The organism is Parachryseolinea silvisoli, from assembly GCF_021190955.1.
Lineage (GTDB): Bacteria > Bacteroidota > Bacteroidia > Cytophagales > Cyclobacteriaceae > Ohtaekwangia > Ohtaekwangia silvisoli.
Window position 1 is genome coordinate 356,197 of record NZ_JAIOAO010000004.1, and the last position, 14,082, is coordinate 370,278.

Annotated in this window: 10 protein-coding genes; 6 read left to right on the forward strand and 4 right to left on the reverse strand. The window is 54.2% G+C overall.

The window, feature by feature from the left end:
• The first annotated feature begins 16 nt into the window (after positions 1-16).
• The gene (locus K7P01_RS24390; protein ID WP_267297194.1) at positions 17-2,611 is read left to right on the forward strand and encodes a T9SS type A sorting domain-containing protein; all 2,595 of its coding nucleotides are present in this window, start codon (positions 17-19) and stop codon (positions 2,609-2,611) included.
• A 144-nt stretch (positions 2,612-2,755) separates the two neighbouring features.
• Here K7P01_RS24390 and K7P01_RS24395 read toward each other — a convergent pair whose 3' ends face one another.
• From K7P01_RS24395 to K7P01_RS24405, 3 genes are all read right to left on the reverse strand, one after another.
• The gene (locus tag K7P01_RS24395) at positions 2,756-4,837 is read right to left on the reverse strand and encodes a TerD family protein (RefSeq protein WP_267297195.1); all 2,082 of its coding nucleotides are present in this window, start codon (positions 4,835-4,837) and stop codon (positions 2,756-2,758) included.
• A gap of 124 nt (positions 4,838-4,961) precedes the next feature.
• Positions 4,962-6,011, reverse strand: a complete 1,050-nt coding sequence (locus K7P01_RS24400) for an acyltransferase family protein (protein ID WP_267297196.1) — start codon at positions 6,009-6,011, stop codon at positions 4,962-4,964.
• A gap of 21 nt (positions 6,012-6,032) precedes the next feature.
• A complete protein-coding gene (locus K7P01_RS24405) occupies positions 6,033-6,620 on the reverse strand; it encodes an ankyrin repeat domain-containing protein (RefSeq protein ID WP_267297197.1) in 588 nt (195 codons plus the stop codon).
• A gap of 194 nt (positions 6,621-6,814) precedes the next feature.
• On the opposite strand from K7P01_RS24405, the gene K7P01_RS24410 reads away from it, so the two are divergent.
• The 5 genes from K7P01_RS24410 to K7P01_RS24430 all read left to right on the forward strand — a co-directional run bounded on the left by K7P01_RS24410 (position 6,815) and on the right by K7P01_RS24430 (position 12,138).
• Positions 6,815-8,890: a helix-turn-helix domain-containing protein gene (locus tag K7P01_RS24410; RefSeq protein WP_267297198.1), complete on the forward strand. Its 2,076-nt coding sequence runs from the start codon at positions 6,815-6,817 to the stop codon at positions 8,888-8,890.
• A gap of 80 nt (positions 8,891-8,970) precedes the next feature.
• On the forward strand, positions 8,971-10,008 hold the full coding sequence (locus K7P01_RS24415; protein WP_267297199.1) for a glycerophosphodiester phosphodiesterase: 1,038 nt from the start codon (positions 8,971-8,973) through the stop codon (positions 10,006-10,008).
• A gap of 139 nt (positions 10,009-10,147) precedes the next feature.
• Positions 10,148-10,345, forward strand: coding sequence for a hypothetical protein (locus K7P01_RS24420; protein ID WP_267297200.1), 198 nt, complete (start codon positions 10,148-10,150; stop codon positions 10,343-10,345).
• Positions 10,346-10,366: 21 nt separating this feature from the next.
• Positions 10,367-11,377 carry a sensor histidine kinase gene (locus K7P01_RS24425; RefSeq protein WP_267297201.1) on the forward strand — a complete coding sequence of 337 codons (1,011 nt, stop codon included), beginning with the start codon at positions 10,367-10,369 and terminating at the stop codon, positions 11,375-11,377.
• The gene (locus K7P01_RS24430) at positions 11,374-12,138 is read left to right on the forward strand and encodes a LytR/AlgR family response regulator transcription factor (RefSeq protein ID WP_267297202.1); all 765 of its coding nucleotides are present in this window, start codon (positions 11,374-11,376) and stop codon (positions 12,136-12,138) included. The genes K7P01_RS24425 and K7P01_RS24430 overlap by 4 nt, the downstream gene beginning before the upstream one ends.
• Here the strand turns inward: K7P01_RS24430 and K7P01_RS24435 are convergent.
• Entirely contained in the window at positions 12,135-13,931 is a 1,797-nt protein-coding gene (locus K7P01_RS24435) for a right-handed parallel beta-helix repeat-containing protein (protein ID WP_267297203.1), read from the reverse strand. The two genes, K7P01_RS24430 and K7P01_RS24435, sit on opposite strands and share 4 nt — an antisense overlap.
• Between the last annotated feature and the right edge of the window lie 151 nt (positions 13,932-14,082).

Consider the following 14,082-nt stretch of genomic DNA (forward strand, 5'->3'; position numbering starts at 1 on the left):
TTAAAAACAGTTCGTTATGAGAAAATCTACTTCGCTGAAGTTAGTAGTATGGCTGCTGGTGTGTTGCGCGTGGGCGCAGCAGGCGGTGGCGCAGACCAACGTGGCCTTAACGGCCACATCGTCCACGTCGTATGTGTCGTCCTGGGAAACCCTGGCGGCCGTAAACGACGGTTTTACCCCGGCGAATTCGAATGACAAATCGCACGGCGCGTACGGCAACTGGAACAACCCAAACTCCACACAATGGGTACAATACGACTGGACCACAACATACCAGGTCACTTCGATCGAAGTATACTGGTTCGACGATGGCGGCGGTGTGCGCGTACCGACGACGGCCAACGTCGAATATTGGAACGGCGCCACATGGGTGACCCTCGCGCCCATTCCAAAGGTGATCAATACCTTTAACGTGGCGTCATTCTCCTCGGTGGCACTGAGCCGCATGCGCGTGTCGATGCTGAACACCACCCAATCCACGGGCATCCTGGAATGGCGTGTGCTCGGTACGCCCGTGACCAACTGTCCCGGCACCACCATCGTGCCCCAAACACAAATCAACGGCGGCAGCTGGACGCAGACCGCATCCGCTACGATCGCCGCGGGTGGCTCCGTGCGTTTTGGCCCGACACCCTCTTCCGGCGGGGCCTGGAGCTGGACGGGTCCGAATGGCTTTACCGCGACTACGCGCGAGATTCTGATCAGCAATGTACAAGGCGCGCAGGCAGGCACGTACGTGGCACTGTATACCAACAGTTGTGGTACACAGACCACGCAAAACTTCACCATTACGCTGAGCGGCAGCGGCACCGGCAATCCCTATAGCTGGCCTGCGTACTCGCCCACCATTGCCTACAACTTCCGCGATGAGTTCCCCGCACTGAGTACACCGACACAAGTATTGAACGATTGTCCGCAGGTGGTGTCAACGCAGTCCTCCAACTGGTGGTGCTTCCGCAAAGGGCCCACGGCCAACGCGCTCGTGACGAGCGCCGCCGTGACACCCATGCTGGCACGGATGAACACGGACTTCGCGTATTTCCGTGACGAGATGGGCTGGCCGCCCGACCTGCGTGCTAAGAACGGGTATCGCAGCGCGGTATACCTGTATGGTTCGGGGTTGTGCACCGATAATGCGTCCAATACTGAGCTGGGCGGCTGGCAGAGTGCGATTAGCTACAACGGCGTAAGCTGGCCCATGGTGCTGGCCTCTTATTATCCCATCTACAGCTTCGACCCGGCCAGTACATACGGCGACCGGCTGGCGCAGCAGGGCGCTATGGTGCACGAAGGTATACACGCACTGTTGGCCGACCTGCCCGGTGTTAAACAATCGGCATGGTTCCACGAAGGTGGCAACGTATGGCTGCAACAGACGGCCGATGCCCGACGCACCAACAACTTCGGCAGCATGGGCGACCTGAACGGCACAGACTTCATCGCTCCATTTATGCCCATCGAATGTTATTCCGGCTGGCTGCAAGACGGCAGCTTTGGCGGACCATCGGCCGAAGGGGTAAACATGTTCAACGGCAACCAGCAGATCTGCACCTGGCGCACCTACCTCGGTGGTCACCAGTATAGCAGCTCGTTCCCGACCTTCCTGGGCAACACCCTGGGCGATGCCTCCGTGCCGTGGATCTGGCGCAACGCCCCTAACCGCGTGCTGGCCGGCATCGCATCGGGCATCGGCGCCGCGCAGATGCGCCGGTTGATTACGGAGTATCGTGCCAAGCAAGCGCTGATCGACTTCGGTCCGTGGAACAACGCCATCCTGGCACTGATGAACGCACACTTTGGTCAGGCTATACAAGCTGAGTGGCAGCCCTCGTGGCTGAACCCGGCGGTGTGGAATGCTACACCCTATGTGCAGACCACGAACAACAGCGGTGTGCTGACCCCGGAAGCCCGCACGCTGCCAGGGTGGTCAGGCGCCAACCAGATACCGCTGCTCGTGACAGGCAATATGGTGACGGTAAACTTTCAACCCATCGGTGCGAATATGACATGTCAGTTAGTATACCGCTCTACCACCGGCGTGCCGGTCTATAGCGATTTTGTATCGAGTGGCAATGTAAGCCTACGGCTGGATTTGCCTCCGGCGAACAATGTAGTCATCGCCGTGATTACGAACACCGACTATATATACAATGGCGAGAGCACGCGCACAGCGCATTATGACTATCGGTTGCAGTTGGTGACTGGGGTTACGGGTACTGCGAGCGTTACAACCAAGTGGTTCACATCGGTATCACTGGCCGGCGCACGTACGGCAGGAGCCGAGGTCGGGATTGATATGTCGAAGTATTGTACGCACTCGTATCAGCATACACAGGAAGTGGCCGAGGTGCAGAAGATTATTAACCCCAATACTTTTCAAATGTATCCGAATCCCGTGGCAGAGAGCAGCCATGTAACGTTGGAGTTTGCAAATGCGGAAGGGGAGGAGACCGCCATTGCTATTTTGACAACGCAGGGGAGGAAGGTGTTTGAGACCGTAACGACGGATAAGCACTACGTGGTCGAATCGAAGAACTTGCGGAAGGGATCTTATATCGTGAAGATTTCCAATAGTAAGACCAGTACGACGCAGACGTTGATTGTGCAGTAGGGCCCAACGATCACCAATAGTAAAAAACCCGGGACGACCACTCGTCCCGGGTTTTTATATAGGAAGGAAATAAAAAAAGCAGAGGGGAAGCTTGATCACTAAATGGCATAGAAGGAAGTGATCCAATAGCCCTCTGCAGTTTCTTTATAAGAACCTTGCGGCAATGACCTGCGTGTCAAACGGGGTAATCCCCGCGTCTACGGCAAAGATAGTGTCTGCTTTTTCTTTTTCCAACACGCGTTCCCCGCGGGCTTCGATGTGTAATGAGAATAAATCGTAGAGTGATGTTTTCACCAGCGAGGTCATGGCACGCGTCAGGACCATCATGGCGGGCATGTTGGTGGCAGCGTTGTTGGGCGCGAAGGGCGGCATTCTGCTCAGCGAGAGGTCGGTCCAGAGAATTTGCCGGTCGACCAGGTCGAGGATCATGGGGATACATCCCCGGGCGTTGGCCGTGATGTCCACTTTGTTTTCTACCGTGCGGGGCTCGTAGATCTCACCGCTGTTGGCCTCCTGGCGAATCATCACACCGGCGAAGCATTCGGGCAGGTTGCAGAAGGGTTGCTCGGTGTAGGCATTCAGGCACATGATGATATACCGCGCGCCCTTTTCGTGCAACGTGCTGATGTCGATGTCAATGAACTCCGAGGCGCCCGTTGGGGCAGAGGTAATGTCGCCGCTGTGATAGCCGCCCAGTGTTGTCAGGTTGTAGTACGCTAACTCGTCTACCAGCTGGTGCTCGCCGGTAATGGCCACTGCGCTCAGGTCAATGTCCGCGCGCGAGCTGCCTTCCCGCCACCAGACAAAGAACCGGATGATGTTGCCCTGCGGCAACGGCAGCTTGCTGCCGCGCGAGACGGTGCGCAACGCTTTCGACGCAGAGCGCAATGTGAACGGCACCGTAAAGTTATGCAGGGCTTCGTCCAAAAAAACTTTGCCAAGGGGCGGCAACGTGGCAAAGCGATTGACCAGATGCTTGCGGCAAGCATCTTTAACCGCCTGACAGGTTTCGGATGATAACACCGGCAGGTTGTACGGAAGTGCAAACGCCTTGCTGGCCTCGCCTTTGGGAAAGAACACCCGCAGATTATTTGGCGTAAGGCGGTATTCAAAGTGCGTGAGCACTTGCAGTAATACAGCCGTTGACACGCGGTCGCCTACGGCGTCGAACGCATTTATTACCGCGTGTGGATCCGTAGTGTTCCGCAGCAGCCGATCCAGTCGACGGGCCAGCTCGCCGGGGCGTGTAGCCAGTAGCGTGGTGGCCGCCGGTATATCGTGTTGTTCCACGGCCATCTCTACCTTGCTGTAGAATGTGCGGTAGTGTTTGTCGTTGCGCAGTGTCTCAAAGGCTTGTGCGCTGCGCGGGAATTGCTTCGTATACTCCGACGGGTGCAACTTTTCGCCCAGCCGCTTCCACACCTCGCGGTATTTCAGCATGTCGTCCAGGGAGCATGTGGACTGCTCCAGCAGATGCAACAGCATCTTTCGGCGCGGACGGCTCAGCTTGTGAAAGCGGGTCTTTTCCGCCAGGCTCACGTCGCCGTTAAAATAGGCGACCACCAGACGCAACACGTCTGTCGCCGTTTTGCAGTGACGTGTTAACAGGCGGTCGGCCGCTGTGGTATACAGCAACAGCAGTGCTCCGACGAAGGCCATATTTTCTTTGTGAGGCATAACGTCGGGCACCAGGCGCCCGATGTCGTTCTGGTAGTGTTGTGCAAACCAGAGCAGCGTGTGTTTATCGGAATTGGAGGTGGATACTTTGGAGCCTGCGAGATCTGTGAAGATACTTTCAAAATCTTCCAGGGTGCCGAGGTCGATGATTTTACGCGGTGGCGTGCCGTGTAGTGGCGCACGTTCTTCCGTATCGTATTCCGGCAAGATGCGCATGTCCAGCGCATCGCCCAGGTAGTGTAGCCAGGCGTTGGTGCAAAGCTCGGCCTGGGAGGCTTCCATCACCTGCCACGGAAAATTCGGATACATCGGTGTGTGGACGACATGCGCTCCTACCGAGGTTTTTAAGGCCGGGATGAGCGTCTTGTAAAATGCTTCCAGTTCTTCCAGCGACAGGGTGGCTACACGCTCCGCCAGCGCCTTCGAAAATGTAAAGCCCAGGCTTCCAATGTTCTCCAGCAAGCTTTGTACATAGTGATCGGGTTGGGTCGCAGTACCCGGCGGCAGAAAAACCTTGCGTTTGCGCGCGATGTAGATCTCGTGATTCATGAAGCGATTTAGCCTGAAGTAACAAAGAAATCAGGACTTTTAAAATCTTCCTGATCGTGCTACAAAGCTGAATCATGCCTGCGCAGTCTATTTGCGTAGTAAAAAAAATGTGCGACTACCCCGGCTACTTCCTTTTCAAACCAAACAACACCCGCACCACATTTATTCGTCGCACCACGCCTTCATAAAAAACAAAACAGCCCACAACCGTAAACAGCACCAACAGCACAAACTGCACCGGCGCAGGAACATCCAGCAGAAAGATGAGAAATGATCCCAGCGACAGAAAAACCATGTGCAGAATATACACCGGATACGCTGCCTCGCTCAAATACCGCAAGCGATCCCCTGGCTTGTTCAAATACCGATAGCCAAACGCAAAGACCGATAAAATCCATCCATGCGATTCCGGCACCAGATAAGCGGGGGCCATCATAGTATACTTCACCAGCCGAACAACGAAGAGTGTCACGGCCAACGTCAGAAACACCCAGCGCCACCGTAGCAACATCTTCCAAAACGGCTCCCCACTCAATATGAAACAGAATCCGAAGAAAAAGGCAAGCATACCCAGAAAGAACCCATGCCATGTCAATGCATACAGCTCATAAGGATGAGCATCAGTCAGCCGGGCCTCCAGGATAAAAGCCCCTGCCATCACCAGCAAACCAAGCGGTGTGCTAAACAATTTCCGTATCGCGCAGGCTACGCGACCGTCTTCACGACGTTGGAGGTAATACACCACCGGCAGTAACACCACCACGTAGACAAAGATGTTGCCGAGAAACCACAAATGACCGGGGTTGGGGGTGTACGACTCTTTAAACCCATTGTAACGCTGCCACAGGTATATATGGGCGGGTACAATCAATACAAACCCAACAAGGAACGGCACAAGAATGCGGCGCGTGCGCTCCCAGAGCAGTTGCCCCGCCGTGCGATTCTGCAGGGCAAAGTATACCCCCATGCCCGAGACAAAAAATAGTAAGGGTATCCGCCAGATGTTGAGCATACCCATCGGCAACCACAGCGCAGGCCACGGAGTCGGGGCGGTAATAAAGCTCAGCATAATGCCCCACGATTGAAAGGCAATGGCCACGTGGTAGATCAGGAGAAGACCGATCGCGATCACCCGGATCCAGTCGATATCGTAACGTCTGCTCGTCGGTAACATCTGGCGGAAGGGTTGGTGTGGTTACTTCAGCATGTCGGCAATGACCGGACGCGTCTGTTCGATATAGGCGTAGTCCAGCGTCAGGCCCATAGGCGAGAGCATCTTGCCCATCATATCATACGCGTCCTTCACATCGGCAAACGGGCCGGCCACTGACTCGTAGGGTGTCGCGCCATACTTGTTTTTAATGGTCTTGTCGGCGCCTTTGTCGAGCAGCATGCGCACGATCTCCGGGCGGCAGAAGAAAGCTGCCGTGTGCAGGGGCGTAGAACCGTCGTTGTTGATAAAGTTGAGGTCGGCGCCCGCTTCGATCAGGGTGCGGGCCATTTCGGTCTTGCCAAAGACTGCGGCCGTAATAAGCGGACTCGACCCGCCAAAGGGATCTTTTTCATTCAGGTTGGTGCCCGCCTGGATGTGTTGTTGCAGTGCGCCCAGGTTTTCGGTCAGGACTGCCGTGTGGATATCGACCGGTGGCGCGGAGACACTTGTGGCAGTGTTGTCGGCCTGGGCCTTTTCGGCGGGGCCTTTGCACGACTGCAGGGTCAACAGAGCGCCGGCCGCGAACAGGGCGGCAGCGAAACATGCGATGTTAAAGCGGTTTGTTTTCATGTGTTTGACGGTTTCGGATTTGTGTGTTTTTATGCTGTAAAGGTGGGGCAGATCGCCGCCGCAGGCTAAACACGCGCGCAGCCAAAACCGTCAAGTTTGCGGGAGCCGGTATAAATTATGATGAATCGATATAAAATTTGATGCAAATGATGGCGCAAAGGGTAAATTGTACGTGAAATAGCCCAATAGCCGCCATGTCGCCTATGCCCGTTTCCGACAACGAATTTCTGCAGGAGATCACCACGCTGATCGAAGAGAACATTGCCAACGAGCAATTCGGAGTATCGGAGTTAGCCGAGAAAATGAACATGAGCCGGTCAAACCTGTTGCGCAAGGTTAAAAAGCACACCGACTCGCCCGTAAACCAGCTCATCCGCGAGGTGCGGTTGAAGCGGGGCATGGCGCTGCTGCGGACGACGGCGCTGAATGTGTCCGAGGTCTCGGACCAGGTGGGCTTTGGCAGCGTGTCGTATTTCATCAAATGTTTTCGGGAGTATTACGGCTATCCGCCGGGGGAGGCAGGAAAGCGGGCGGCTGTGACGGAAGCCGCCGTCGTTGAACCACCGGTCCGGCTGGAACGTACGCCCGGGCGCTGGTCCGCACGGCTACGTTGGGCCGTCGTGGCGCTCATCGTAGTTGCCGCGTTGTTGATGGGATATTACATGTGGCACCGCACGGCCACCAGGCCTTTGCTTGAAAAATCCATTGCCGTACTCCCCTTTAAGAACGACAGCGGCGACTCCACCAACCTGTACCTGATCAACGGTCTGATGGAGTCGACGCTAAACAACCTGCAGAAGATCCGTGATCTGCGGGTGATCAGCCGTACGACATCGGAGAAATACCGGAACACCGCCAAGTCCATTCCGGAAATGGCGCATGAGCTAAACGTTAATTATTTTATCGAGGGCAGCGGGCAGAAGATCGGTGACCAGATCTTGCTTAACATCCAGCTAATCGAAGGCACCACCGACAGACACCTTTGGTCGCGGCAATATAAACGCGAGGCCAAAGATATCTTTGCCTTGCAGCAAGAAATCGCGCATAGCATTGCCAAAGAGATTCAGGCCTTTATTACGCCGGAAGAAGCACAACAGATCGAGAAGATTCCAACGGAAGACCTGGAAGCATACGATGAGTATATGAAAGGACGGGAGCTGCTGTACGAAAGCTCAACGGGGTCGTTGCAGAAGTCGATCAACTTGTTTCAGGATGCCATCAAACGGGATCCACATTTTGCGCAGGCCTATGCTGCCGCATCCATTGCCTACTATTACCTCGACTTGTTCCAGATCAACAAGAAGTATGCAAAAGAGATCAGTGAGTATGCAGACAAAGCCCTGCTGTACGACGAAAAGTCGGCCGAGAGCTTAATCGCCAAAGCGCTGTTCTTCATGCACAAGAAAGAATATAAAGAAGCTGCGCCGTACCTGGAGAAAGCGCTGGAGTTTAATCCGAACTCGGGCATCGTAGCGCACTTTCTCTCAGAGCTATACAATGGCTACTTACCCAATGCGGAGAAATACATCGAGTACGCCTTGCTGGGGGTGCGGATCGATGGCGGCTCCGGCGACTCCTCTACCGTCAGCTATAAATACCTGCATCTGAGCAATGCGCTGATGCAGGCGGGTTTTATCGACGAGGCCCTGGAATACATAAACAAGTCACTGGCCTATAAGCCCGACAATCCGTTCTCCGGCTACCTGCGCATTTACATCCTGTATGCCAAGCACGAAGACGTGCAAAGCACCTGCAGTGCCCTGGTAAAGGAATTTCAAAAGGATACTACAAATTTTATCATGCTGCAGGAAGTCGGTAAGATGTATTACTTCCAGCGTAATTACGCCGAAGCTTATAAATACTATAAACGCTACCTCGCCATTACGGAGGCGAAAGGAATGGATATCTTCAAACACGAAAACCTGAAGATCGGCATCGTGTTGCAGAAGGTGGGACAGGAAAAGAAAGGGCGGGAGCGTATCGAAGCCTTCCAGCGGTATATAGAAACAGACAGCTCCATCTACCGACACGCCAGCCTGGCGGCCTACTATTCTTACCTCGGCGATGCGCCGAAAGCAATCGAGCACCTGAAGTTGTTTTCGGGGGAAAAGGACTACCAATATTGGGTCCTCTTTTTTACCGTCGATCCGATTGCTGATTCGGTCGAAGACCTGCCGGAGTTCAAGAAAGCCATGCAGATGGTGCGCGATCGCTTCTGGGAGAATCATAAAAAGGTACGCGCGAACCTGGAAGAGAAGGGACTGCTCTGAATAAAAGATAACAATTTCGAAAAGTCTGGAAGTTGGCGCGTCGTGCAGGTGATCGTTATCTTGCCTCGAACGATTGAATTATGAAAAAGTCACGTATCATGCTGGGATGCTTCCTGTTGATGTCGGTGTTTTCGGGCCATGCGCAATCGGGCTCCGCCGTACGTCTGTTTCTGACAAACTACACACTGGCGAAAGATGATGTCGTCGGGCAAGTGAAGCTCACACCGGACGCGGCCATACGCACCGTGGCGCTGAGCGGCCCCGACGCCGCGGCGTTTACGGTCGACGAGGAAAACCGGCTGTTGGTCAAAAAAGGCAAACGCAATAAAGCGGGCCGCTATGCCCTAACCGTAACGGCGACTACCACCTCCGGCCAGGCCCTCACAAAGGCCTTTACGCTTTTAGATGACAATTTTATTCGCAATAAAGTCATTGCCCACCGCGGCGCCTGGAAAAACACAGGTGCCCCTGAAAACTCCATCGCCGCACTGGGCCATGCCGTAACGTTGGGCTGCGAGGGCAGCGAGTTCGACGTACACATGTCGGCTGATTCATTGCCGGTCATCAACCACGACGCATCGATACAAAATACCTCCATTGCCAGGACGCCGTCACGCGAGCTGCTGGCGCTGAAACTTTCCAACGGCGAGCCGATGCCAACGCTCGAACAGTATTTGAAAGCAGGCCTTGACCAACAGAAGACAAAGCTCATTCTCGAAATCAAAGCATCTGAATTAGGGAAAGAACATTCGATAGCCCTTACACGCAAGATTGTAGCCCTGGTGGAGGACTTACAAGCACAGGCGTGGGTAGACTATATCAGCTTTGATTACGATGTGTGTTTGGAAGTGATGAAGCTGGCGCCGTATGCGCATGTTGCCTATTTGAAGGGAGATAAGACTCCCGCGGAGCTGGCGGCCGATCATTTCTTTGGCTTAGATTACCACTTCAACGTGTTGCAAAAGAACGCGGATTGGGTGGCAAGCGCTAAACAACATAAGCTTACTGTCAATGTCTGGACGGCGAACGACAAGGCGCTGTTAGAAGATTTACTGCGTCAGCAAGTTGACTTTATTACTACGAACGAACCGGAGTTGTTATTGTCACTATTGAAGTAATAACAGTAATGGCTACTGTCGCGACGAGAATGATTGTTTTTTCCGCCTCGATGCGAAATCGTTCCGCTTCCTTGCCTATGCCCTCCTAAACCTCGCCGAATTCTCACAACCCTGCGTTCTTGCCTAAAAAACAAATCACATGAACGCAGCACTGGAACGAAAAATCATCCGCTGGCTTCACATCCTGGCCAGCATTCCCATCATCGGCTATGTCTACGGCCCTGTATCGACCATCCCCGAAGCGGTCATTGCCGTGCGTTGGGGTATCCTGCCCGCGGTGGCACTCTCCGGATTGTGGTTATGGAAAGGCCCCTGGGTAAAGCGGTTATTCCGGTAAGAATATCGAATTTGTAACATCATGACCTGGATCGAAAATAAATATGTGCAGCGCATCGGCATCACCGCGGTCGTCGCGGCAGCAGGCTGGTTCATACGCCAGGCGCTGATGCCCGACATGCAGCTGTTTCAGCACATCGTGGCAACGATCGCCTTCATCGTGTTCATTCAGATCGTGTGGGAAATCTACGAGCGCGTGCACCGGGCGCTAAACCGTTGGATGCCGTTCTCGCGATACCTGTACGGGCGCATCGTTGTTCAGCTGGCCTCGGGCGTCGCCATCATCATGGTGCTACGGTGGGCGATGATGTACCCGTTGCAACATCGCTTCCCGACAGTCTTTAGCGACGACGTGGTGACCGTGATGTTAATCGCCCATATCGGCATCGCCATTGCTATCAACATGATCTTTATCAGCGCGCACTTTATACAGCAGTGGAAAGAAGAGCTGCTGCGTATAGCACGTATCGAAAAAGAAAAGGCACAGCTGCAGTATCATCATTTAAAGAATCAGATAAACCCGCACTTTCTTTTCAACGCGCTGACATCGCTGGATGCCTTAGTCAAGACCGACCCCGCGCTGGCGTCGCATTACATCAACCATCTCTCGAAAGTATACCGCTATGTACTGGACCACGAAGAGCGCGAGGTGGTGGGCCTGCCATGGGAGCTGGACTTTATTCAACACTACATGGCGCTGCAACGTATCCGGTTTCGCGAGGCCCTCCTCGTAGACATTGCACTGTCGCCGGAGGCCGGTGAGAAAAAGATCGTGTTGGTGACGCTGCAGATGTTGATCGACAATGCCATCAAACACAACGAGATCCACCCGGCACGCCCGCTCACGATCCGCATTTTTGACCGCGAAGGTTTCCTCGTCGTGACAAATAACGTACAACCCAAAGCCTTGCTGGAGCCGTCCACGCGGCAGGGGCTGCGACAGTTGGTAGAACTGTATGGCTACCTGAGTGACCGGTCCGTGAAGATTACCGGTACCGATACCACGTTTACGGTTGAAATCCCTTTACTATGAACATCCTGATCCTGGAAGACGAGCCACTGGTAGCCGAGCAGTTGATGGGGCATATCCATCATTTGGCACCGCATGCTACGTTGGCCGGCCCCCTGGCAAGCGTACAGGAAGCGCGCGCGTGGTTTCGGAAACATCCGGAGCCCGATTTGATTTTAGCCGACGTACAGCTGTCGGATGGGATTAGTATAGACCTGTTGCTGGACCTGAAGCCGGACAGCCCGATCATCTTTACCACCGCCTACGACCAATATGCCATCCGTGCCTTTAAGGTAAACAGCATCGACTATTTGCTGAAGCCAGTTCAATACGACGAGCTCCGGGCAGCGCTCGACAAATTTCGCGAATTACGGCAACAGGGCAGTAGCCGGCTGTCGCTGGAAGAGCTTGCACGCTTCCTGGAAGGAAATCCCGTGCCGGCGCGCTACAAAGAAAACGTTATCATTCACAGTGGCCCGCAAGCGCAACGCATCGAGGAAAAGGATATTGCTTGTTTTATCAAACGCGATCTGATCTTCCTCCAGACACTGGACCGTCGCCTGCTGGTAACGGAGTACCGGTCATTGGACGAGGTGGAGGAGGTTGTAGACCCGGCGCGTTACTTTCGGGCCAACCGGCAGCTGTTGGTACACCGGCGTATCATCGGGGGGTATAAAACAGATCTTCAGGGCAAGCTGCAGCTCACCCTGAAGATCGATGTATCGGAAACGCCTGCCGTGAGCAAAGAGAAAGCCGCGGCGTTCAAACGTTGGTTTGAAGCTTAAGGACGGTTGGCAACGACTACCCGTGTGGTTTGTTGCGCGGCGCCATACAATACCCGCACCAGGTAGACACCACCCGGTAAGGTGTTTACATCCCAGGTTATCTCCGTGTCGCGTGTTTGCGCGCGTCGCAGCTCTTCGCCGCGAACATTGTAGAGTATAAAGATGCGGTCGCCCGGAACCTCCGTAGTTTGAATCGTAATTTGCCGTTGCGCCGGGCTGGGAAAGGCGTTCAGCTTAATGAGGGCAATGTCGTTACCACCCGAAGCTGTAACGGTACCACTGGTGCTGAGGCCTTCATAGGCGCCAATATCGACGCGACTGTTCAATAGGCGCGGTTGGCCGCCAAAGTCCGTTTCGTTGGTGAGCAGCGCAGTGGCCGGGTCGCCCATGTCGATGGCGGCGCTGCCCGTTTTGAGCTGCAGGTTGGGCGTCGGCAAAGTAGCGGAGATTAAGCCAGGCGCGATAAACCGGGAGTTTGCATCCTGCGACGCACCGGTTTTGTATTTGCCAAAGTCGCTATATTCTTTGTTGCGCCAGTTGATGTTGATGTCATCCGGTTTGCCCAGGGCAGTATAATAAAGGTTGTAGTTGAAGATATTGCCGGTTTGCGGTGAGATGTTCTCGAGCGACAACAGCGTGTTTTCACTGCCCGCGAAGACGATGTTATTCTGAAATACACACTGTGAGGCTTTGGTGACATAAATTTCGCCGGAGCCGTTCTTCCTGGAGTCATTTTTAAGCAATGTGTTGTTCCTGAAAATACTGCTCAGCACCTGGCCCGTTGTCTCGTTGGTATACCCGCCGACCGCGATGCCCGCGTCTTCGTTGTTGTAAAAGAGATTGTCGACAACCGTGATGCGCTCGGTTGTACCGTTCTCTTCGGCGCCTACTTCAATGCCGTAGCCGTTTTCATAGCACGTATTCCGGCGGACGATAACATCCATCGCGCCGTCGGCATAGATGCCGCCGCTGGTGGCGTAGAGCGCCGTGTTACGATAGCAGGTGTTTTTTTCGATCAGACCGTTGCGGGCGTGGTCCAGCGCGGGTACGGTACATTCACCGTAGTTGCCGCCGGCGTAAATGCCAATGTTAATGTTGTCGTGCACGCGGTTGTTGGTGACGGTAAACCCGTCGACGTTGGCGTCGATCGAAAGTACTTCGCTATAGCCGGGAATGTTGTCGTAGAACTCGCAACTGTCAACCACCAGGTTGGTGATCGCGCGCTGCGCGGTGGTGCCGCGACCGTACACAATAAACGGCTGTGCGTTGTCATTATCGCCCGGAATGGCCGTCTTGCTGGTGGTCCAGCGGATGTTGCGAACCGTAAGCTTGCGAAAGGAGAGGGTTGTCGACGTAGCCCCCGCTTCACACTCGACGAGTATACCCTGGGCGTTGTTCCTGGTAAGGTTTTGCAAGGTAAAACCCTCGAAGGTTAGGTAGCTTTGGTTCACAATCTTCAGCAACGTCGTGCCCGATGTACCGGTACCGTCGAGGAATACTGCCTCCTGCGGATATGCCTTGAAGACAATGGGCTCATTGGCGGCGCCACTCACGTTGATCGTAACATTTTCCTTGTACGTGCCCCCGCGGATCAGTACCGTACTGTTGCGCGTCGCGTTATTGGCCGCGTTCTGAATGGTTTTCCAGGCAGTGCCTGGCGTCAGGCCATTGTTGCTGTTATTGCCGTTGGTGCCGTCGACATAATATACTGTTTGGGAAAAGGCCTGGATAAAGGAAAGTTGCAGTACCAGGCAGACTGCCAGTCGAAACAAGGTTGTCGTAATAACGTTCATAGATTAAATTTTTTGTGTACTAAAGCATAGCAACAGGACGAAGGAATGGCAAATCTAACCCTTTCCGAAGAATCGATCTTTCAGGGTATATAGGCGTCGGCAGGTTCGCTCTTTTCAGGGTCGGGAGGAAGTATAGCGTGGGCGTGACAAA